This window comes from Xanthobacter cornucopiae (genome assembly GCF_043195065.2).
In the GTDB taxonomy this organism is placed as follows: domain Bacteria; phylum Pseudomonadota; class Alphaproteobacteria; order Rhizobiales; family Xanthobacteraceae; genus Xanthobacter.
The window spans coordinates 3,455,081-3,473,862 of the sequence record NZ_CM195531.1 but is presented as its reverse complement, the minus strand read 5'-3'; the positions used below and the strand labels follow the sequence as shown (position 1 = coordinate 3,473,862).

18 protein-coding genes are annotated in these 18,782 nt (G+C 71.6%); 12 read left to right on the top strand and 6 right to left on the bottom strand.

The window, feature by feature from the left end; genetic code table 11:
* Positions 1 to 164 precede the first annotated feature (164 nt).
* From mltA to V5F53_RS15375, 3 genes are all read left to right on the top strand, one after another.
* The gene (gene mltA / locus V5F53_RS15385) at positions 165 to 1,298 is read left to right on the top strand and encodes a murein transglycosylase A (protein WP_393994987.1); all 1,134 of its coding nucleotides are present in this window, start codon (positions 165 to 167) and stop codon (positions 1,296 to 1,298) included.
* Positions 1,295 to 1,867, top strand: coding sequence for a Smr/MutS family protein (locus tag V5F53_RS15380; protein WP_393994988.1), 573 nt, complete (start codon positions 1,295 to 1,297; stop codon positions 1,865 to 1,867). Before mltA ends, V5F53_RS15380 begins: the two co-directional genes overlap by 4 nt.
* A gap of 230 nt (positions 1,868 to 2,097) precedes the next feature.
* Positions 2,098 to 2,331, top strand: coding sequence for a hypothetical protein (locus tag V5F53_RS15375; protein ID WP_393994989.1), 234 nt, complete (start codon positions 2,098 to 2,100; stop codon positions 2,329 to 2,331).
* Between the two features lie 34 nt (positions 2,332 to 2,365).
* Here V5F53_RS15375 and pdeM read toward each other — a convergent pair whose 3' ends face one another.
* Positions 2,366 to 3,073: a ligase-associated DNA damage response endonuclease PdeM gene (gene pdeM, locus V5F53_RS15370; RefSeq protein WP_393994990.1), complete on the bottom strand. Its 708-nt coding sequence runs from the start codon at positions 3,071 to 3,073 to the stop codon at positions 2,366 to 2,368.
* Between the two features lie 267 nt (positions 3,074 to 3,340).
* Here pdeM and proB point away from each other — a divergent pair, with 267 nt between their 5' ends.
* The 7 genes from proB to V5F53_RS15335 all read left to right on the top strand — a co-directional run bounded on the left by proB (position 3,341) and on the right by V5F53_RS15335 (position 8,892).
* Complete coding sequence (gene proB / locus V5F53_RS15365) at positions 3,341 to 4,480, top strand: glutamate 5-kinase (RefSeq protein ID WP_393995407.1); 1,140 nt, start codon at positions 3,341 to 3,343, stop codon at positions 4,478 to 4,480.
* A 266-nt stretch (positions 4,481 to 4,746) separates the two neighbouring features.
* Positions 4,747 to 5,988, top strand: coding sequence for a glutamate-5-semialdehyde dehydrogenase (locus V5F53_RS15360; protein WP_393995408.1), 1,242 nt, complete (start codon positions 4,747 to 4,749; stop codon positions 5,986 to 5,988).
* A gap of 130 nt (positions 5,989 to 6,118) precedes the next feature.
* The gene (locus V5F53_RS15355) at positions 6,119 to 6,757 is read left to right on the top strand and encodes a nicotinate-nucleotide adenylyltransferase (RefSeq protein ID WP_393995409.1); all 639 of its coding nucleotides are present in this window, start codon (positions 6,119 to 6,121) and stop codon (positions 6,755 to 6,757) included.
* A gap of 165 nt (positions 6,758 to 6,922) precedes the next feature.
* Positions 6,923 to 7,315, top strand: a complete 393-nt coding sequence (rsfS, locus tag V5F53_RS15350) for a ribosome silencing factor (RefSeq protein WP_393994991.1) — start codon at positions 6,923 to 6,925, stop codon at positions 7,313 to 7,315.
* 34 nt (positions 7,316 to 7,349) lie between these two features.
* Complete coding sequence (gene rlmH, locus V5F53_RS15345) at positions 7,350 to 7,832, top strand: 23S rRNA (pseudouridine(1915)-N(3))-methyltransferase RlmH (protein ID WP_393994992.1); 483 nt, start codon at positions 7,350 to 7,352, stop codon at positions 7,830 to 7,832.
* 118 nt (positions 7,833 to 7,950) lie between these two features.
* Positions 7,951 to 8,076 carry a type B 50S ribosomal protein L36 gene (gene ykgO, locus V5F53_RS15340; protein ID WP_012114086.1) on the top strand — a complete coding sequence of 42 codons (126 nt, stop codon included), beginning with the start codon at positions 7,951 to 7,953 and terminating at the stop codon, positions 8,074 to 8,076.
* Between the two features lie 204 nt (positions 8,077 to 8,280).
* The gene (locus V5F53_RS15335) at positions 8,281 to 8,892 is read left to right on the top strand and encodes a tetratricopeptide repeat protein (protein WP_509212437.1); all 612 of its coding nucleotides are present in this window, start codon (positions 8,281 to 8,283) and stop codon (positions 8,890 to 8,892) included.
* Positions 8,893 to 9,083: 191 nt separating this feature from the next.
* On the opposite strand, the gene V5F53_RS15330 is transcribed toward V5F53_RS15335, so the two are convergent.
* Together V5F53_RS15330 and V5F53_RS15325 are read right to left on the bottom strand one after the other, a co-directional pair.
* Positions 9,084 to 9,602, bottom strand: coding sequence for a DUF1036 domain-containing protein (locus V5F53_RS15330; RefSeq protein ID WP_393994994.1), 519 nt, complete (start codon positions 9,600 to 9,602; stop codon positions 9,084 to 9,086).
* A gap of 129 nt (positions 9,603 to 9,731) precedes the next feature.
* The gene (locus V5F53_RS15325) at positions 9,732 to 10,610 is read right to left on the bottom strand and encodes a DMT family transporter (protein ID WP_393994995.1); all 879 of its coding nucleotides are present in this window, start codon (positions 10,608 to 10,610) and stop codon (positions 9,732 to 9,734) included.
* Between the two features lie 117 nt (positions 10,611 to 10,727).
* Here V5F53_RS15325 and V5F53_RS15320 point away from each other — a divergent pair, with 117 nt between their 5' ends.
* Positions 10,728 to 10,994, top strand: coding sequence for a DUF2312 domain-containing protein (locus V5F53_RS15320; RefSeq protein ID WP_393994996.1), 267 nt, complete (start codon positions 10,728 to 10,730; stop codon positions 10,992 to 10,994).
* Between the two features lie 453 nt (positions 10,995 to 11,447).
* Here V5F53_RS15320 and V5F53_RS15315 read toward each other — a convergent pair whose 3' ends face one another.
* From V5F53_RS15315 to V5F53_RS15305, 3 genes are all read right to left on the bottom strand, one after another.
* Positions 11,448 to 12,944, bottom strand: coding sequence for a peptidoglycan L,D-endopeptidase MepK (locus V5F53_RS15315; RefSeq protein WP_393994997.1), 1,497 nt, complete (start codon positions 12,942 to 12,944; stop codon positions 11,448 to 11,450).
* 471 nt (positions 12,945 to 13,415) lie between these two features.
* The gene (locus tag V5F53_RS15310; protein WP_393994998.1) at positions 13,416 to 15,704 is read right to left on the bottom strand and encodes a L,D-transpeptidase family protein; all 2,289 of its coding nucleotides are present in this window, start codon (positions 15,702 to 15,704) and stop codon (positions 13,416 to 13,418) included.
* A gap of 40 nt (positions 15,705 to 15,744) precedes the next feature.
* A complete protein-coding gene (locus V5F53_RS15305; protein ID WP_393994999.1) occupies positions 15,745 to 16,452 on the bottom strand; it encodes a response regulator in 708 nt (235 codons plus the stop codon).
* 257 nt (positions 16,453 to 16,709) lie between these two features.
* Between V5F53_RS15305 and V5F53_RS15300 the strand changes: the two genes are divergently transcribed.
* Positions 16,710 to 18,599 carry a M3 family oligoendopeptidase gene (locus tag V5F53_RS15300; protein WP_393995000.1) on the top strand — a complete coding sequence of 630 codons (1,890 nt, stop codon included), beginning with the start codon at positions 16,710 to 16,712 and terminating at the stop codon, positions 18,597 to 18,599.
* Positions 18,600 to 18,782: the final 183 nt, after the last annotated feature.

Sequence of the window (18,782 nt, the reverse complement as noted above, 5' to 3'; positions counted from 1 at the left end):
CCCCCCATCAAGGCGGGACCATCCAGCCGGGCGGTGGCTGGAGCCGGAGCGCGTGGCGCGTCCTGGCGCTGGCGCTGGCGCTGGCCACGGGGCTGGAGGGGCGGGCGCTCGCGGCGCCGCCGCCGGCCAGCGGCGGCGATCCCTTCCCATCCGGACTCCAGCTCATGCCGGCTCCGATCCTGCCGGGCGCGCGCCTGGAGGCGCTCGCCTTCGCCGATCTCAAGGGTTGGGCGGACGACGACACCGCCGCCGCCTTTGGCGCCTTCCGCACCAGTTGCCGCGCCTTGCGGGCGCCTGCGACGCCGTCGCCGGTGGATTCGACAGCTACATTGCGGCGGGGGCTGCTGCGTGCCTGCGCGGCGGCCGACGCCCTTGGCACCGAGCGGCCGTCGGCCCGGGTGGCGCGGCTGTTCTTCGAGGCCAATTTCCGTCCCTACCGGGTCCGGCCCGAAAACCGGGTGGTGCCGGAGAAGCGCGGGGACGCCTTCTTCACCGGCTATTACGAGCCTGAGGTCCTGGGCGCGCTCACCCCCGGCGACGGCTTCGACGTGCCGGTCTACGCCCGGCCGCCGGATCTGCTGATGCGTGCCGGCAGCGGCGCCAACAGTGGCGGGGCGGTACGCCGGGAGGCCGGCCGGGAGGTGCCTTACTACGACCGCGCCGAGATCGAGGACGGGGCGCTGAAGGGGCGGGGGCTGGAGATCGTCTTCCTCAAGGACCCGTTCGATCTGTTCTCCATGCAGCTCCAGGGCTCGGCCCGGGTGCGGCTGCCGGACGGGCGGGTGCTGCGGCTCAGCTACGACGGCTACAACGGCCACCCCACCACCATGGTGGGGCGCCTGCTGATCCAGCGTGGGCTCGTGCCGCGGGACGAGATGTCCATGGACCGCATTCGCGCCTTCATGGAGCAGAATCCCGAGGCCGGGCGCGAGCTGCGGCGCGAGAACCGCTCGTTCGTGTTCTTCAAGGCGCGGGACCTGGCGGGCGAGGAGGGGGCCATCGGCGCGCAGGGCGTGCCGCTCACCGCCGGCCGCTCGCTGGCGGTTGACCGCAAGCTGCACACCTATGGTGCCCCGGTGTTCGTGGAGGCGGTGTTGCCGCTGACCGCGCCGCGCGCCGCAGATCCCTTCCACCGGCTGATGATCGCCCAGGACACCGGCTCGGTCATCGTTGGTCCGGCCCGCGCCGACCTGTTCTTCGGCGCCGGTGCCGCGGCGGGCACGGTGGCGGGGCGTATCCGCCATGGCGGCAGCTTCACCCTGCTGGTGCCGCGTTTCGTCGATCCGGGCGCCTCATGAGCCGGCGCGGCCGCCGTCGTGTGCTGAGCGTGGAGGAACGCACGCTCTGGGCGCACGTGGTGCGCGAGGTAAAGCCCCTGCGCCCCACGCCCGAGCCCGACCTGCCGGCCGCCGCCTCTCCCCCCGCCGAACCTCCCCCGCCGCCGACGCCGCGCGGCGGGGCGCGCGCGGCTCCGGCACGGCCGGCGCCCGCCTCGCCCGGTCCCACCCTGCCCCTGGCGCCCCTGGAGCCGAAGGCGCGCCGCCGCTTGACGCGGGGCGCCGAGGTGGATGCGCGCATCGACCTGCATGGTCTCACCCAGGCGATCGCGCATCGCCGCCTGCGTTTGTTTCTTCTGGAGGCGCAGGCGCTCGGCTATGGCGTGGTGCTGGTCATCACCGGCAAGGGCGATCTGGAGCGCGTCACCGGGCCTCATTTCGGCGAGGGGCGCGGCGTGCTGCGCCGGGCCGTGCCGCTGTGGCTGGCGGAAGCCGATTTGCGCATGGTGGTGCTGGGCTTCGAGGAAGCCGGCCGCCGCCACGGTGGCGAGGGCGCCCTCTATGTGCGCATTCGCCGGAACCGGCAGTAGCGCGCTTTCCTCCCCGCATTCTCCGTCGGTCCGGTTGGCGAGTCGATTGTATTTTTGGCCTATTCGCGCCGAATAATCGGAGCGGGTCATGACTCTTTCAATACAACAGCAGATTTTGATCGAGCAGTGGGTCACGAATGACGCCAAATCCATTGGCGTTGGGTATCTCCTTTGGTTCTTCCTCGGGGGGCGGTGGCCATCGATTCTATATGGGGCGCACGGGCTCTGCTGTGGCCCAGCTCATCCTCTGGATTTTGGGATGGCTCACCATTGCCGTGGGTATCGGCTTCCTGTTCCTCGCTATCGTCGGCATCTGGGTGCTGATCGATGCGTTCCTGATTCCCGGCATGGTTCGCGACAGCAAGGACCAGTTGCGCCAGCGCCTGACGCTTGATGCCATGGTGGCCACGGGCGCGGCGCAGGGCCATTCGGCGGGCGTACCCCTGCCGCTGCCGGCGGATTGACCGCCGGTCCGCCGCGCCAGCAGCCGCCCCTTGGTTATCCCCCGCGCAGGCGCGGGGCGGGCAGACGGAAGGTGCGGCCCGCGCCCAGCATGTGGACTTCGAAGCCGTCGGGTCCGAACAGGCCGGCGATGGCCGGCGCGCCCACATCCAGACCGCCGGTGAAGGCGCCGAAGGCGGGCAGGATCAGGCGCGCGCCATCACTCACGAAGCAGCGCCGGCGCAGGCCGCGGCCGCGCACCACCACCCGCGCGGCGGGATGAAGATGGCCGCAGACCTCTCCCGCAGCGTCGTCCGGCTCGGGCTCGTGGCGGAACCGCAGCGGACCCCGCGTGAGGGCTGGAAGGAAGGTGCCGCCGAGATCCTGGGGGGCAGGGTCGTGATTGCCGGCGATCCACACCAGGTCCCGGCCCTGGGCCACGGTGGAGAGGCGGGCGCGGGCCTCCGGCGCCAGGCGCTCGGCGGCCCAGCGATCGTGCAGGCTGTCGCCCAGGGCGATAAGGGTGCGGGGCTGGTGGCGGACCACCGCCTGCTCCAGGCGCGCCAGGGTCTCGGTGGTATCGAACGGTGGCAGCATCTGGCCCCGGCGGGCGAAGGCGGAGCCCTTTTCCAGGTGCAGGTCGGCCACGACCATGAGTCGCTCCTCCACCCAGAACGCGGCGCCCAGCGGGTCCAGCAGCAGCTCCGCGCCGGCGATGCCGATGGCGGTGAGCGTGGGTTGGGGCGAATCGGCGGCGGCGAGCATCGGGCCATTGTGCTGCCGCCGAGGGCCGCGGCAAGGCGCACGGCTGGCCGAGTCGCGCCGGTGGCGGGACTGGGCCGTTCCCTCATGGCTGGCGCGGCGGCGAGGCGATGCGGTTGCTCCATGGCCGGCGGGCTTGAATTTGGCCGAGCCTATGGCCTATGCCGTGCGGCGTGGCGCATGAGGCGCCCCGCTCCGTGGCAGCCCCATGGAGGTGATGCCTCCATGCCGGCGCGTGTCGGTCTGGTGCTTTTCTCGGTTCCCGATCCCATGGCCTCCCCGGTTCCCGTCCCGCCCGCGCTCACCGATTTTCGCCGCATCGTCATCAAGGTGGGCTCCGCCCTCCTGGTGGATCGCGAGCGCGGCCGGGTGCGCCTGCCGTGGCTGGTGTCGCTGGTGGAGGACATCGGCACCCTGCATCGGCGCGGCTGCGACGTGATGGTGGTGTCGTCCGGCGCCATCGCCCTCGGGCGCACGGTGCTGAACCTGCCGGCTGGGGCGCTGAAGCTGGAGGACAGCCAGGCCGCCGCCGCGGTCGGCCAGATCGCCCTAGCGCGCACCTGGGCCGAGGCGCTGGGGCACGAGGACATCACCGCCGGACAGGTGCTGCTGACCCTGGGCGACACCGAGGAGCGGCGGCGCTATCTCAACGCCCGCTCCACCCTGGGCCGGCTGATGGACCTGCGCGCCGTTCCCATCATCAACGAGAACGACACGGTGGCGACCTCCGAGATCCGCTATGGCGACAACGACCGTCTCGCCGCCCGGGTCGCCACCATGGCCAGCGCCGATCTGCTGGTGCTGCTGTCGGACATCGACGGGCTCTACACCGCGCCGCCGGCCAAGGACCCGAACGCCCAGCATATCCCGGTGGTGCCGCGCATCACCGCCGAAATCGAGGGCATGGCCGGCGCCGCCGGGTCGGAGCTGTCGCGCGGCGGCATGCGCACCAAGATCGAGGCGGGCAAGATCGCCACCTCCGCCGGCACCCACATGGTGATCGCCACCGGCCACGTGAAAAATCCGCTGCGCCGCATCCGCGAGGGCGGGCGCTGCACCTGGTTCCTCACCTCGGCCAATCCGGTGCGGGCGCGCAAGGGCTGGATCGCGGGCGCCCTGGAGCCGCGCGGCACCCTGCACCTGGACGATGGCGCGGTGGCGGCGCTGCGGCGCGGCGCCAGCCTGCTGCCGGCCGGCGTCAAGCGCATCGAGGGCGTGTTTGACCGGGGCGACGCGGTGGTGCTGCGCGGTCCCGACGGCGCCGAGGTGGGGCGCGGCCTGGTCGCCTACGATTCCGCCAATGCCCTGCGCATCATGGGCCGCCCCACTGCCGAGATCGAAGACCTGCTCGGCACCTCCGGCCGGTCCGAGATGGTGCATCGGGACGACATGGCCCTCGGCGTGGAGTGAGGCGCCAGCGCACGATCAGGAGCGCGTGAGCCGGGCTTGGCACCGGTGGCCCGGGCGCCCATGTGGAACTGCGGTGCGGCCGGCGGGTGTCGATTTCCCCACCGGACGTGCTACAGATCGATGTCGCCGCGCCAGGATCTTGGCCGGCGCTATTCCTATTTTCCGAGAGTGACGCCATGGCCACCGCCTCCGCCGCCCGCCTGAACGTTCCCGCCGCCACGGCGCCGGCGACGCCGCCGGCGGATGCCGCGGACCTCGCCGCGGCCATGCTGGAGATGGGCCGGCGCGCCCGCGCCGCCGCCCGTGTCCTGGCGCTGGCCGATGCCGACACCAAGACCGCCGCCCTCAAGGCCGCTGCCGCCGCCGTGCGCGCCGCCAGCGCCGACATTCTCGCCGCCAATGCCGGCGATGTCGCCCGCGCCAAGGCCGAGGGCATGACCGGCTCGTTCCTCGACCGCCTGACACTGACCCCCGAGCGCGTCGCCGCCATGGCGGAGGGCATCGAGGCGGTGGCGGACCTGCCCGATCCCGTCGGCAAGGTGACCGAACGCTGGACCCGGCCCAATGGCATGCTCATCGAGCGGGTGCGCACGCCGCTCGGCGTCATCGGCGTCATCTATGAATCCCGGCCCAACGTGACGGCGGATGCCGCCGCCTTGTGCGTGCGCTCGGGCAACGGGGTGATCCTGCGCGGCGGCTCCGACAGCCTGGCCTCGGCCGCGGCCATCCACAAGGCGTTCGTGGCGGGGCTCGCCTCCGCCGGCCTGCCGGGGGACGCGGTGCAGTTCGTCGACACCGCCGACCGCGCCGCCGTGGGCCATATGCTGGCCGGCCTTGATGGCGCCATCGACGTGATCGTGCCGCGCGGCGGTAAGAGCCTGGTGGCGCGGGTGCAGTCCGATGCGCGGGTGCCGGTGTTCTCGCACCTGGACGGCATCGTCCATGTGTTCGTGGACAAGGCCGCCGACCTCGACATGGCCAAGACCGTGGTGCTGAACGCCAAGATGCGCCGGACCGGCATCTGCGGCGCCGCCGAGACGCTGCTGGTGGACCGCGCGGCGGCGGGCACCCATCTCAAGCCGCTGGTGGAGATGCTCATCGACGCCGGCTGCGCGGTGCGCGGCGATGCCGACGTGCAGGCCGTGGACCCGCGCGTCGAAGCCGCCGTCGACAGCGACTGGGACACCGAATATCTCGACGCGATTCTGGCGGTGAAGGTGGTGGACGGGCTTGACGCGGCCATCGCCCACATCGAGCGGCACGGCTCCCACCACACCGACTGCATCGTGACCCAGGACCAGGCGGCGGCGAACCGCTTCCTGGCGGAGGTGGATTCCGCCATCGTGCTGCACAATGCCTCCACCCAGTTCGCCGACGGCGGGGAGTTCGGCTTCGGCGCCGAGATCGGCATCGCCACCGGCCGCATGCATGCGCGCGGACCGGTGGGGGCGGAGCAGCTCACCTCGTTCAAGTACCGCATCCACGGCTCCGGCCAGACCCGGCCGTGATCGCTCCCTGACCGGTCCGGTGGGGATCGTGAGCCGTGTCCCGGCGGCGCCCGTGCCGCCCGCAATCCTGGAGCCGGGCGCGGACGCGGCGGTGGCCGGCTGCCGGCCTGCCGCACCGGAGGGCGGGGGCGTGTTGCCGTGCGCGCGCGCCGCACGGCGGATTCCCCTGGTCGCGCCGGGGCTGCGCATCGGCCTGTTCGGCGGCAGCTTCAACCCCGCCCACGAGGCGCACCGGGCGGCCAGCCTGCTGGCCCTGCGCCGGCTCCGTCTCGACCGGGTGTGGTGGCTGGTGACGCCGGGCAACCCGCTGAAGGACAACCGGGGCCTGCCCCCGCTCGAGGACCGGGTGGCGTTCGCCCGCCGCGTCGCCGATCATCCGCGCATCGACGTCACCGGCTGCGAGGCGGCGCTGGGGGTGCGCTACACCTTCGAGACCATCGAGGCGCTCACGCGGCGGATGCCGCAGGTGCGGTTCGTGTGGATCATGGGGGCGGACAATCTCGGCCAGTTCGCCCGCTGGCAGCGCTGGCGGGCCATCGCCGGGCGGCTACCCATCGCGGTGGTGGACCGCCTGGGGCGCAGCCTCGCCGCCACCGCCGCGCCGGCGGCCCAGGCGCTGGGGCGCTGGCGGATCGACGAGGGCGACGCGGCGCTGCTGGCGGACCTGAAGCCGCCGGCGTGGGTGTTCCTGCATGGGCTGAAATCTCCCGTGTCTTCAACGGGAATCCGGGCCGCGCGGGGGAGCGGCGCTGCGCTGCACAAGCGCTGACCTTGCGTGACCCTTGAAAAGGCGTTGATTTTGCTACATTCTGATTGTGACGCCCGAGGCAATAGGCTGGGCGTCGTCAACATGAGAGGATACGGACCCCTGTCCACGATGGCTCCGGCCCAGAAGGCCCCGGTTGAGGCGGCCGTTGCGGCGACCACCCCCTTGGTGAGCAGCCCTGCGGTTAATGACCTTGAGTCTCCGCCCACCACGATCTCCAACGCGCAGCTTCAGCCCGAGGAGATTCTCGCCCTCGTCCAGGCCCGGTTGGAGGACGACAAGTCCGAGGACGTCGTCTCCATCGACCTGCGCGGGAAGACCTCCATCGCCGATTTCATGGTGATCGCCTCCGGCCGCTCGCAGCGGCACGTGGGTGCCATTGCCGAGCACCTCCTGGAGGCGCTGAAGGCGGCGGGAATCAAGCAGGTCCGGGTGGAAGGCCAGCCGGCTTGCGACTGGGTGCTGATCGACGCGAACGACGTGATCGTCCACGTCTTCCAGCCCGAGGTCCGCGCCTTCTACAACATCGAGAAGATGTGGTCCGGCACCACCCGGTCCTGATGGGCGGGGACGTCGGCTCGCCGGCCGCGCGCCGATGCGCCTGATTCTGGTCTGCGTCGGCCGGCTGAAGGCTGGGGCCGAGCGCGATCTCGTGGCGCGTTACCTGGAACGCGCCCGCGCCGCCGGCCGCGCGTTGGGCTTTACGGCTGTGGACAGCGTGGAAATCGCCGAATCAGCGGCCCGCCGGGCGGAGGACCGCATGGCTGAGGAGGCGGGTGCCATTCTCGCCGCCGTGCCCGCTGGCGCCATGCTGCTGGCGCTGGACCCGCGGGGCAGGAATGTGTCCAGCGAGGATTTCGCGCACCGCATGGGTGCCTGGCGCGACGGCGGCACGCCGGCCCTGGCCCTGGTGATCGGCGGGGCTGACGGGTTGGCGGAAGGGGTGCGGTCCCGGGCCGGCCTTCTCCTGGCCTATGGCTCCGCCACATTCCCCCATCAACTGGTGCGCGTGATGCTGGCGGAGCAGGTCTATCGCGCCGTCACCATCCTGGCCGGGCATCCCTACCACCGCGCATGAGGGCGTGGCCTGCATTGACATCGGCGCCGCCGCCGCTTATCACGCCCGCTCAATCCATCGAGAGAGTGTCGACGAGCCGCGCGGCACGCGCGCCGCGGTCGGCCCGAAGGCGAATGTCATGAAGATCCGGAATTCCCTCAAGTCGCTGCTCGGTCGTCACCGGGACAACCGTCTGGTGCGCCGCAAGGGCCGCGTCTACATCATCAACAAGACCCAGAAGCGCTACAAGGCGCGTCAGGGCTGAAGCCCTCCGGCGACCCGTCGCCGGAATGTGAAAGGATCGCCGCGGCCCTGGCGCCGCGGCGCCGTTGACGAAGCGGGCGCGGAGTCCGACACTTTCGTCATGAACGCCGAGACCACGCCCCCCATTCATTCCCTGGCCGCCAAGCGCGGTGGTCGTTCCGGGTGCCGTCGTCCCCGGAGACCAGGGGGAGTGGTGACGGGCGCTATGCTTGTCGCCGGCCTCCTCATCCATCTTTCGTCCGCCGCCGCGACGCCCACCCGCCAGGGCGAGGCAAGTGGCGTTGCGCCGATCGGGTCCGATGCGCCCCCTTCGCCGCGCAAGGCCCCCCGGGACAAGCGTGCCCAGCTCGAAGGCCTGTTCGCTGCGTTGAAGGTCGCCCCTGACGATCGCAGCGCCAAGATCATCGGCGACCGGCTGGATCAGCTCTTCAACACCACCGACAGTTCCAGCGTCGATCTGCTGATGGCGCGCGCCACCGTGGCGCTGGAGGCCAAGCAGGTGGAGCTTGCCCTGAAGATCCTGGGGCAGGCCCTGGAGATCGATCCGGACGATATCGGAGCGCTTTCCAAGCGCGCCACCATTTATTACATGCGCGACGACTATGGCCCCGCGCTCGCCGACATCCGCGAAGTGCTGGCCCGCGAGCCGCGCCATTACGGCATGCTTTACGGCCTGGCCCTGATCTTCCGCGACATCGGTGACGACAAGCGGGCGCTGGAGGCGACGCGCAAGGCGCTCGTGGTCAATCCGCGCCTGGAAGGCGCGAAGGAACTGGAGGCCCAGTTGACGCTCACGGTGGAAGGTCGCGGCATTTGATACCATCGGCCCCGGTCTTCGGCCGGTGCCAAGCGGGTTCGCTCAAGCGGGTTCGCTCAAGCGCGGTGCGGGCTTGACCAAAGCTTCCTGAGCCAAGCTTACGAGCCTTTTGGCATGAGCCGCGTTCTGTCCCCGCAATGATGGCGCGGCGGGGCCGGACAGCCCTTGTCCGCTTCTGCCGCGTGGCCCTTTCACGGGGCTTTGGAGCGTGTGCCGGGCGGCGCGGGAGAGGGCAGAGGCGCGTGGCCCTGGGTTGGACGGGTCTGGCCGCTCTCGGTGAGCTGAACGGTCCAGGATTTCTGCTCCTGCGTGTCCACCTCGAAAAAGCCGGTGCGCTCGAAGCCGCGCGCCAGGCAGTCCTCGGACCCGCGAATGGTGAATTCCTTTTCCCGCGTGCACATATGGGCCTTGCCCGCCCATTCCCCGCCCTGGTCGTAATCCATGGCGTAGAGGTAATAATAGCGGGCCACCAGATCGCCGCGCAGCAGGGTTTCGCAGCTGTTGGCGGCCACGTTCCACCAGCCCTCGGTGCTCCAGGTATCACCGTCCTTGTAGCCCACCGCCACGCCCACCCGGCTTTGGGTGCGGTTGCACAGGCGGAAATCGGCCGCGGCGATCCCCGGCAGCAGCACCAGGCCGCAAGCCAGCGCCAGCCCGGCGGCCATGGCGCGGGCGGGCCGTCGCGGGCCGGGGCGGAGAAAAGCCGTCATGCGGGCGGAACAGCGGGACATGGGGAGGGCTGTTTGCCTTTCATCACGCGATCCGTCAATGCCCGGCGGCGGTCTGCGTCGGACGGGCGGTGTTTGTCGCCGCCGATCACGGCGACACCGAGGCGACATTCACGCGTCGGCCACGGTGGGGCGGGCGACCACGAGGCCGAGCAGGATGACGAGCCCGCCCAGCGCCTGGAGGGGACTCAGGGGCTCGCCGAGGAACAAGAGGCCGAGCAGGGCCGCCGACACCACCTCGAGGAAGAACACCAGGGCCCCGAATACCGGCGGCACGCTGGCGAGCCCGATGGCCATGAGGCCCTGCCCGCCCACCTGGCTCACCAGCGCCAGCCCCAGGAGCGCGGCGAGCCCGGTGCCGGAAGCGGGCCACAGCCGCGGCTCCAGGGCCAGGGCGATGGCCAGCAGCGCCATCGCGCTGGCCGTGGTGGAGATGAGCATGACGGACGCCGCGCCGCGGCTGAGCCGGGCGCGCCTGATGGCCAGGAAGTAGGCGGCGAAGAAGACCGCCGTCACCAGGCCGGCCATGTCGCCGGGCAGGTGGTCGGGATCGAAATGGGCGCTGCGACCCACCAGGACCACCGCGCCGGCGAGGCCGAGCGCCAGCCCGGCCCAGACCGCCGGTCGCGGCCGGTCTCCGAGAAACACCACCGCGAACAGCGTCACCCACACCGGCGCCGTGGTGGCGAGCACGGCGGCGTTGGCGACGGAGGTGTTGAGGATCGCCAGATGCCAGAACACCAGGTCGCCCGCGAAGAACAGGCCGGCCAGCACCGACATGCGGTCGGGCGTGCACCGGCCGGCGGGATGACGCGCGGCCCGGGCTGCCCACAGGGCGAGCACCGGCAGCGCCAGTGCCACGCGCCAGAAGGCGCTGGCGAACGGCCCGACATCCGCCTGCCGCACGAACAGCACCGAGGCGCCCATGGCGAGGGCGCCGAGCGCCAGCGCGGCGATGCCGGAGGCGAGGCGGGATGCGGCGGCGCTCATGGCGGACCCTGTGGATGATCGAGGCGGGGGCGCGCGTGGATAGCGGGGATCGATCCTTGACGCGAGCCGGGTGGGGGGCCTCTATCATCGCCCGATCAGATTGAGGAGACCTGCCAGGTGGCGGAAGAAGACGTGTCGGATGCCCCCGCGGGCTTCGCCAAGGAACAGCTCAAGTCCTTCATCGAGCGCATCGAGCGCCTGGAGGAGGAGAAGAAGGCCATTTCCGACGACATCAAGGATGTGTTCGCCGAGGCGAAGGCCAACGGTTTCGACGTGAAGGCCCTGCGCGCCATCCTGAAGATCCGCAAGGAGGATGTCGACGAGCGCAAGGAGCACGATGCCATCGTCGAACTCTATTGCCAGGCTCTCGGCATCTATATGTGAGCAGCGCGCGGGGACCGCGTGGCGGTCGTGCGCGCCGCCACGCGGTCCCCGCGTTCCAATGGCGGCCTGCCGCTGCGCGAAGTCGTGGCCGGCGGGCGATTCGAGGCGAGACCGGCCGTCCCCCCGCCGCCGGAGCCGCGCCGGAGGGGCCGCGCCGGGCGTGGAAGGCGGGCCGTGGGCCTGTCGGTATGCGTTTTCCACGGGCCGGGACCGCCGTCGGTCCGCGGCGTTCCGCCGGAGCCGCCTCCTGGGACGGACCGGTTCCACGAGACCCCGGCGGCGCGAGAGGACTCGGGCATGGAGCGGATGGGCGGGCGTGGAGCGCCGGTCCTGCTGTGTCCGAAGGGGCCGGTGGCGAGCGGCAGGACCGCCGTCCGGTCGTGGCGCGGGCGGCATCCCCCGCGCCGGATCATGGAACGCCGGATCATGGAACCCCGGGTCAGAGGCGCTGGATCACATGCGCTGATTGAGGGCGAATGACGGGGCGCGGAAGGCGTAGGTGGGCACGTCCGCCACCGCGGCGCCGCTGAAGCTGGATTTCAGCCCGAAGCTGGCATCCCGCGAGAAGGCCATGGCCACCACTTCGTTGGGGGCCGACATGACCGAGGTGAACACCCGCAGCTCCGGCGGCCGCAGATACAATTCCGTGGACAGGCTCGGCGACAGGAACAGGCGGCCGAAGGCGATGGCCTGCGGCGCGCGGGCGCGATCGCGCGGGCGGCGGGTGGCGGTGGCGTCGGCGCTGGCCGGGGCGCGCAGGCTGGCGGGCGCCGGGCCGAACACGTCGCCCGCTGCCGCATAGCCGAGGGCCTCGGGCGTCTCGCGGCTGGTGCCCCGGGTGATGACGGCGGGGAGCGGCGCGGCCGCCATCTGGGTCCGGGCCTGGGCTTCCGCCGGGCGGCGCTGGGGCAGGGGCGCCAGCAGGGCGGCGCTCGCGAACTGCTGGGTGGCGAGGGCGCCTGCGGCCACGGCCGCCGGCCGCGCCACCGGCAGCGGCGCGGGGGTGGCGGGCGGAGCCTGGGGGGTGGTGCGGGGGGGCGCGGCGGAAGCCCGCTCGGCGGCGCGCGGCGCGGCGCGGCTCGGGGCGGCGCTTTCGCCGGCATCGGAGGCATCGGCCACGGCGGTCTCGCCGCCGCCCTCGTCTTCCTCCGCGTCCTTCTTGCCGAAGAAGCCGGAGAAGAAAGTCTTGAAGCCGCGGCCGGAATCGGCGGACGCCACGGCCACGCCGGCGCTGGAGCCGCGGGATTGGAGCTCGGCCAGGGCTTCGTTGTAATGGGACAGAGGCTTGCCGTCGGTGGGCACGTGCACGGTCTTGCCGTCTGGGAAGACGCGGGCGAGCTGGTCATGGGTCATGCGCGGCCAGTGGCGCACGCTGCCGGTGTCCATATGCACGAACGGCGAGCCGGAGGTGGGGTAGAAGCCGACGCCGCCGCGCTGCAGGCGCAGGCCGGCCACCCGCAGGTCCACCAGGTTCACGCCGGGAATGTAGAAGTCCATGGCCTTGCCCAGCATGTGCTGGGAAAACTTGGCCACGCCCCGGCTGCGCGAACGCAGCATGGCGTTGGTTTCCGGCGAGCGATAGGCGCTGACGATCTGGATGGTCGAGCTGGCGTCGGTTTCCCGGTAGACTTCCCACACCACGTCGAACAGCTGGGGGTCCATCTTGGTGGGCTTGTCGTTGCGCCAGTCGCGCAGGAACCAGTTCAACTTCTCCAGCGTCGCCGCGTCGTAGCGCCCGTCCTTCTTGAAGGTGAAGGTGCCGGTTTCGCCGCGGTGGGAATGGTGGAGCGTCAGGGTTCGGGTGTCGCCATTGGCGACCGCCGTCTGGAGCGAGGTGGAGCCGCAGATCAGCAGCGTGACGCCGATGGCCGAGGCCCGCAGGGCCCGCGCGCTACGGCGGAAGGGGCGAAAGGAGATCGACGGGGCGGTCGATGCGGAAGTCCTGGCCAATGTCGCGAACCCGAGGCTCTGGTTTGGATGACGCCGCGGCGAGCCGCGACGCGAAGCTAACGGAGTCTTGCCGGGTTCGGTTAAGGCTCCATTGACGCCCGCTCCGCCCAACGCTTGGCATTTCGACGGTCACGGGGTCGTGACCCGTCCTGCCCCTGGAGCTACCGGGGGAGTATGGCGAAAACGTGCTGATTGCTGGTGCCGGGCTGTGGTTTGGGTGCCATAGGCAAGAATGGTCGGTGCAATCGGCTCAGTTTCACATGCGTCAAATCAACGCGTGTCGGGGGCGCAGCGGCTGCCCGTGGCGCGAGGCAGCCGCGCGGGACGCGGCCTTGTGAAACAGGTCGCCGCGATCCGCCGGCGGCGGAGATGGCCGGCTGGCACGTCGCAGCCAAGCCCCCCGCGCCAGTGCCGCAAGGGGCGCGGGGTGGGGCGTGGCGCGGCGGATGTGCGGGGAAGGCGGGCTGCGATTCAGCGCCGGGCGGTGGCGGCGCCTTCGGCGACGCGGCGCTTGCTGGCGTCGAGGCCGAGCCGGGCCTTCACCTCGGCATGGATTCCGTAGAGATCGTCGCGGGTCTCCAGCCGGCCGGAGTCGTTCACGAAGGTGGTGAAATAAACCACGTGGACCGGAATGCGCTGCTTCAGCGTGATGTAGCGCTCCTTGCCGCCGAACAGCTTGCCGATGCGGTCGGCGGTCCAGTTCTCTCCCGGCAGGCCGATGTTGAACAGCACCTCGCCGAATTCCAGCGGGTCCTGAACCCGCATGCAGCCGTGGCTGTAGGCGCGCTGGTCGCGGGCGAACAGGGCCTTCGACGGGGTGTCGTGCAGGTAGACCGCGTGGTCGTTGGGGAACATGAACTTGATGCGGCCGAGCGCGTTTCGCTCGCCGGGGGACTGCCGGAAGGTGTAGCCGCCGGAGCTGTTGCGCACCACCTCGATGCCGCGCCGGGCGAGCGCGCCCGGATCGGACTTCAGCAGCGGCATCATTTCGTTGCGGGCGATGGAGGGCGGAATGTTCCAGGCCGGGTTGACCACCGCATAGCGCATGTCCTGCGACAGCAGCGGGGTCGGCGTCTCCGGCTTGCCGACGACCACGCGGGTCTCGTGGATCACCGTGTCGCCCTGGTGCACGCGGGCCATGAACTCGGGAATGTTGACCCACACATAATGGGCGCCGAGGTCGCGTGGCAGCCAGCGCCAGCGCTCCATGTTGGCGACGATGTCGGCCTTCTGCTCGACGCTGGGCGTTGCCTGCACGCCCCGGTTCAGGGCGGTGACCGTGGCCGCGCCCAGCACGCCGGTGGGCTTCAGCCGCACGCTGTCCTGGAACGCCTTCACCGCATTGACGAGAGCGGGATCGTAGCTGAGGTCGCCGGGGGTCGCCGGCAGGCCGAGGCGGGCGCGCAGGGCCGGCACGCGCGGGTCGCTGTCGCCGGGCTTCAGCAGCTCGCCGGCGGCGATGGCCACCTGGGCCGGGCCCTGGGGCCGGATCATGGCGGCGAGCTTGGTCTTGAGGGTCTGGTAGCCGAGGTGGGGCGGGTTGAAGGCGGCCAGGGCGGCGCCGGCATTCTGTGCCTCGGCGAGCGTGGCCAGCGCCGCCGCCGGATCGGGCAGGGTACGTGCCGGCGTGACATTGGCCGAGATGCGGCTGGGGTCGAAGCGGCCGGCCTGGGCATGGCGGGCATAGGTGAGGGCCGCGACCGCGAGCCTGAGCTCGGTCTGGGCGAGGGCGGTGGCATCGGCGCCGCGGGCGGGCTTCACCACGGCGTAGTCGGCGGGGTCCAGGCCGTCCTCTTCGGCGGCGGCGAGGCGGGCGAGCACGGCGGCGCCACGCGCCGTCACGCCGTGATCGTCCACGAACACCGGCACGCCCTGGCGGGCGCTGTAGAAGGCGAGCAGCGCCTCGGCTTCCTTCCGGGTGGCACCAAGCCCGTCCGGCTGGGCGATCTGGACGGCGAGGGCCTGTGCCACCGGCGCCAGCGGCCCGGAGGGAATGGCCACCACCGCCGCCGGCGCGGGGGCCGGCGCGGCATCCGGCTGGGCGGGAAGGGGGGATGCGGCCACCGCCGGCGGGGCGGCGGTGGCCGGCGACGTTACGGCGGCGGACGCGGGCGTGTTGCCGGCGGCCGGCGGGGTGGCGGCGAGGGGGGGCGGCGCAACCGGGGACGATGCGGCCGGGGACGGCGCGGGCGGAGCCACAGCGGCCCGCTGTGGTGCGGCGTCGGTGGGCGTGGCGCTGGCCGGTGCGATCTGCGGCTGTACGACTTGCGGCTGCGCGACCTGCTGCGACGGCGCGGCCGGGATGGGCCCGCTCGCGGCGGGAGCGATCGGCCGGGCCACGGCCTGCGGCGGCGTGGCGGCTGGCGACGCCTGGGGCGCTGCGGCGTGCTCGCCATTGCCGGCGGCATCGATGCCGCTGGCAACGGGCGGCGCGGCGCGGGGCGGATCGGCGGTGCCCATGCCGGCGTTGCTGGTCACCGGCGCGGCCGGACGCGGCCCGTTCAGCAGCGCCCGGGCCGAGGCGGCGGCCGGCGACATGCCCTGGGGCGGATCGGACGGTTCCGCCCAGGCCAATGGACCCCAGGACAGGGCCAGGGCGAGGCTCATGGCGCTGACGCCGAGCAGGCGGGCGCGCTGGTGCTTCGATGCGCGCGCGCATCCGCCCGCGCGTTCCGTCTGCCGAATGGCCCTGACCGCCATGGTCTTCTCCTTGCCGCTGTCCCGCATGTCGTTGGTGCCGTGCCGGAGACGTCCGATCAACTCACAACCGTGAGGCGCGGGCGCCTTTTTCCGTTCCTTGTCACTCGGCGGCAACAAACCGTGCCGCCATGGGTTCCAGGTGATGGGGTGCCGCAGCGCCCTCGGGGACCATCAGGCCGAGCCGCGAGAGCTTGCGATACAAGGTGGAGCGGCCGATGCCGAGCCGCCGCGCCACTTCCGCGATCCGGCCGCCGTAATGGGCGCAGGCGAAGCGAATCGCGGTTTCCTCGATCTCCTCCAGCGGCCGCACGTGGCCGCCATGGTCGACCCAAGGCGCGCGGGCGCCGCCGGCGGCCGGCACCGGGTCCGCCTTCATGGCGGGCTCCAGGCGGCGTGGGGCGACGGCTTCGCCGCCGGTGTCGGCGCGCGCCGGCCGCGCGGCGGAGCCGAGGGCCGCGGCGTTGGCGAGCGCCACCTGCAGCCGCAGGGCGCCGGCCGGCTTCACCACGAAGTCGCGCGCGCCGGCGCGGATGGCGGAGGCCGCCGCGTCGATGCTCCCGGCCGTCACCGCCGCCACCACCGGCACGCGGATGCCACGCGCCTTCATGAGCCCCAGCAGGCCCATGCCGTCCAACCCCGGCAGCACCAGATCCAGCAGCACCACGTCGAACGCCATGCGTTCCAGGAGGGCCAGGGCGGCATCGCCGTCGCCGGCGAGGTGGCAGTCATAGCCCATGAGGCGCGCCGCCGATTCGACGCGGCGCGCTTCGACGGGGTCATCTTCGACCAGCAGCAGCAAGGGTTTCATGGGAGTCCGGCGGAATGCGAATGAGCCGGCAGCTTGAGCGGTCTTGGTTAAGCAAGTCTGAGCCCTCACGCATTCGTGTGCCGTTGCGGCGGCCGTGTGGGGCACGCCGGGCGTGGCGGCGGTGGGTCGCGACGCCGGGTTGCAGCATCCGGCCATTGAGGCAACCGCGTGCGGCGCGCTATGAGAGAAACCGAGCGGGCCGCCACCGGCCCCGTATCGTCTCGACGGGTGTTCGCGCCGATCCTTCCGGAGGTTCCATGTTGCTTCATCGCCGCCCCGCAGGCCTGCCTTTCCCCGCCGCCGCGCCTGAAGGCACCGGTCTCGGCGCGGTGCATGCGGTGTCCGCCGGCGCCACCGCGTCCCCGCCGGAGGCGCTGCCGGAATGGAACCTGTCCGATCTTTATCCGGGCATGGCCTCGCCGGAGCTCGAAGCCGACCTCATCAAGGCCGACATCGCCTGCAAGGCGTTCGGGGACGCCTACAAGGGCCGCCTGGCCGAGACCCTGGCGGCGCCTGGCGCCGGCGCGGCGCTGGGCGCGGCGGTGGCGCGCTATGAGGAGATCGACGACCTGCTCGGCCGTATCGCCTCCTACGGCAGCCTGATCTATGCCGGAGACACCTCCGATCCGGCCCGCGCCAAGTTCTACAGCGACATCCAGGAGCGCCTGACCGACGCTTCCACCCATCTGCTGTTCTTCACGCTGGAGCTGAACCGGCTGGACGACGCGGCGCTGGAAGCCGCCTTCGCCGACCCGGCCCTGGGCCGCTACCGCCCGTGGGTGGAGGACCTGCGCAAGGACAAGCCCTACCAGCTCGACGACAAGATCGAGCAGCTGTTCCACGAGAAGTCGAGCCCCTCGCGCTCGGCCTGGAGCCGGCTGTTCGACGAAACCATTTCGTCCCTGCGCTTTTCGGTGAACGGCCAGGAGCTGGCCATCGAGCCCACCTTGAACCTGATGCAGGACCCCAAGGAGGAGGTGCGCCGCGCGGCCGGGCTGGCGCTGGCGGACACCTTCTCCAAGAACCTGCGGCTGTTCGCGCTCATCACCAACACCCTGGCCAAGGACAAGGAGATTTCCGACCGCTGGCGCGGCTTCCCCGATGTCGCCTCCTCCCGCCACCTGGCCAACCGGGTGGAAAAGGAGGTGGTGGACGCCATGGTGGAGGCCATCGGCGCCGCCTATCCGCGCCTGTCGCACCGCTATTACGCCCTCAAGGCCCGCTGGTTCGGCAAGGACAAGCTGGAGTTCTGGGACCGCAACGCGCCGCTGCCCAAGGTCGCCACCCGCGATATCGGCTGGGCCGAGGCCAAGGATACGGTCCTGTCCGCCTATGGCGCCTTCTCGCCGCGCATGGCGGATATCGCCGGCGTGTTCTTCGACAAGTCCTGGATCGACGCGCCGGTGCGCCCGGGCAAGTCGCCGGGCGCCTTCGCCCATCCCACGGTGCCGTCCGCGCACCCGTTCGTGCTGCTCAACTACCAGGGCAAGCCGCGGGACGTGATGACGCTGGCCCATGAGCTTGGCCATGGGGTGCACCAGGTGCTGGCCGCCGGCCAGGGGGCGCTGATGGCGCCGACCCCGCTGACGCTGGCCGAGACCGCCTCCGTGTTCGGCGAGATGCTCACCTTCCGCCGCCTCCTGGCCACGGCGGAGACGCCCCAGGCCCGCAAGATCATGCTGGCCCAGAAGGTGGAGGACATGATCAACACAGTCGTGCGCCAGACCGCCTTCTACACCTTCGAACGCCACGTCCACACCGAGCGCCGCAATGGCGAGCTGACCTCGGACGCCATCGGCGAGATCTGGATGAAGGTGCAGGGCGAGAGCCTCGGCCCGGCCATCCATCTCGGCCCGGGCTACGAGACCTTCTGGACCTACATCCCGCATTTCATCCACTCGCCGTTTTATGTCTACGCCTACGCGTTCGGCGACTGCCTCGTGAACTCGCTCTACGCGGTCTACGAGAAGGCCGCCGACGGGTTCGCGGAACGGTATCTCGAGATGCTGGCCGCCGGCGGCACCAAGCACCATTCGGAGCTCTTGGCCCCGTTCGGCCTGGATGCCCGGGACCCCGCCTTCTGGCAGACCGGCCTGTCGCTGATCGACGGCATGATCACCGAGCTTGAGGGCTTGGACGCGGCCTGACGTGATGGCGCCCTCCGCCGGATGCCGCCGTCGTCGGCGGTTTCCGCGCGGCGCGGCTGCGGGCGCGTCCCGGGCCGGGGCGGGCCCGTCGGCGGTTGTGGGAGTGCCGGCCCGGACGAAGGATCTTGCCGGAAACTCGGCAGGGTGCTCGGCGCGCGATCTGGGGCGAGATTCGGCGCCGGC

What these genes read in the sequence shown, in the direction of transcription:
- V5F53_RS15360 (WP_393995408.1), top strand. Translation starts at nt 4,747, where the DNA reads ATGCTGGAGATGGGCCGGCGCGCCCGCGCCGCCGCCCGTGTCCTGGCG.
- V5F53_RS15335 (WP_509212437.1), top strand. Translation starts at nt 8,281, where the DNA reads ATGCTTGTCGCCGGCCTCCTCATCCATCTTTCGTCCGCCGCCGCGACG.
- V5F53_RS15305 (WP_393994999.1), bottom strand. Translation starts at nt 16,452, where the DNA reads ATGAAACCCTTGCTGCTGCTGGTCGAAGATGACCCCGTCGAAGCGCGC.
- V5F53_RS15300 (WP_393995000.1), top strand. Translation starts at nt 16,710, where the DNA reads ATGTTGCTTCATCGCCGCCCCGCAGGCCTGCCTTTCCCCGCCGCCGCG.
- rlmH (WP_393994992.1), top strand. Translation starts at nt 7,350, where the DNA reads ATGCGCCTGATTCTGGTCTGCGTCGGCCGGCTGAAGGCTGGGGCCGAG.
- mltA (WP_393994987.1), top strand. Translation starts at nt 165, where the DNA reads ATGCCGGCTCCGATCCTGCCGGGCGCGCGCCTGGAGGCGCTCGCCTTC.
- V5F53_RS15380 (WP_393994988.1), top strand. Translation starts at nt 1,295, where the DNA reads ATGAGCCGGCGCGGCCGCCGTCGTGTGCTGAGCGTGGAGGAACGCACG.
- V5F53_RS15330 (WP_393994994.1), bottom strand. Translation starts at nt 9,602, where the DNA reads ATGACGGCTTTTCTCCGCCCCGGCCCGCGACGGCCCGCCCGCGCCATG.
- proB (WP_393995407.1), top strand. Translation starts at nt 3,341, where the DNA reads ATGGCCTCCCCGGTTCCCGTCCCGCCCGCGCTCACCGATTTTCGCCGC.
- ykgO (WP_012114086.1), top strand. Translation starts at nt 7,951, where the DNA reads ATGAAGATCCGGAATTCCCTCAAGTCGCTGCTCGGTCGTCACCGGGAC.
- pdeM (WP_393994990.1), bottom strand. Translation starts at nt 3,073, where the DNA reads ATGCTCGCCGCCGCCGATTCGCCCCAACCCACGCTCACCGCCATCGGC.
- V5F53_RS15325 (WP_393994995.1), bottom strand. Translation starts at nt 10,610, where the DNA reads ATGAGCGCCGCCGCATCCCGCCTCGCCTCCGGCATCGCCGCGCTGGCG.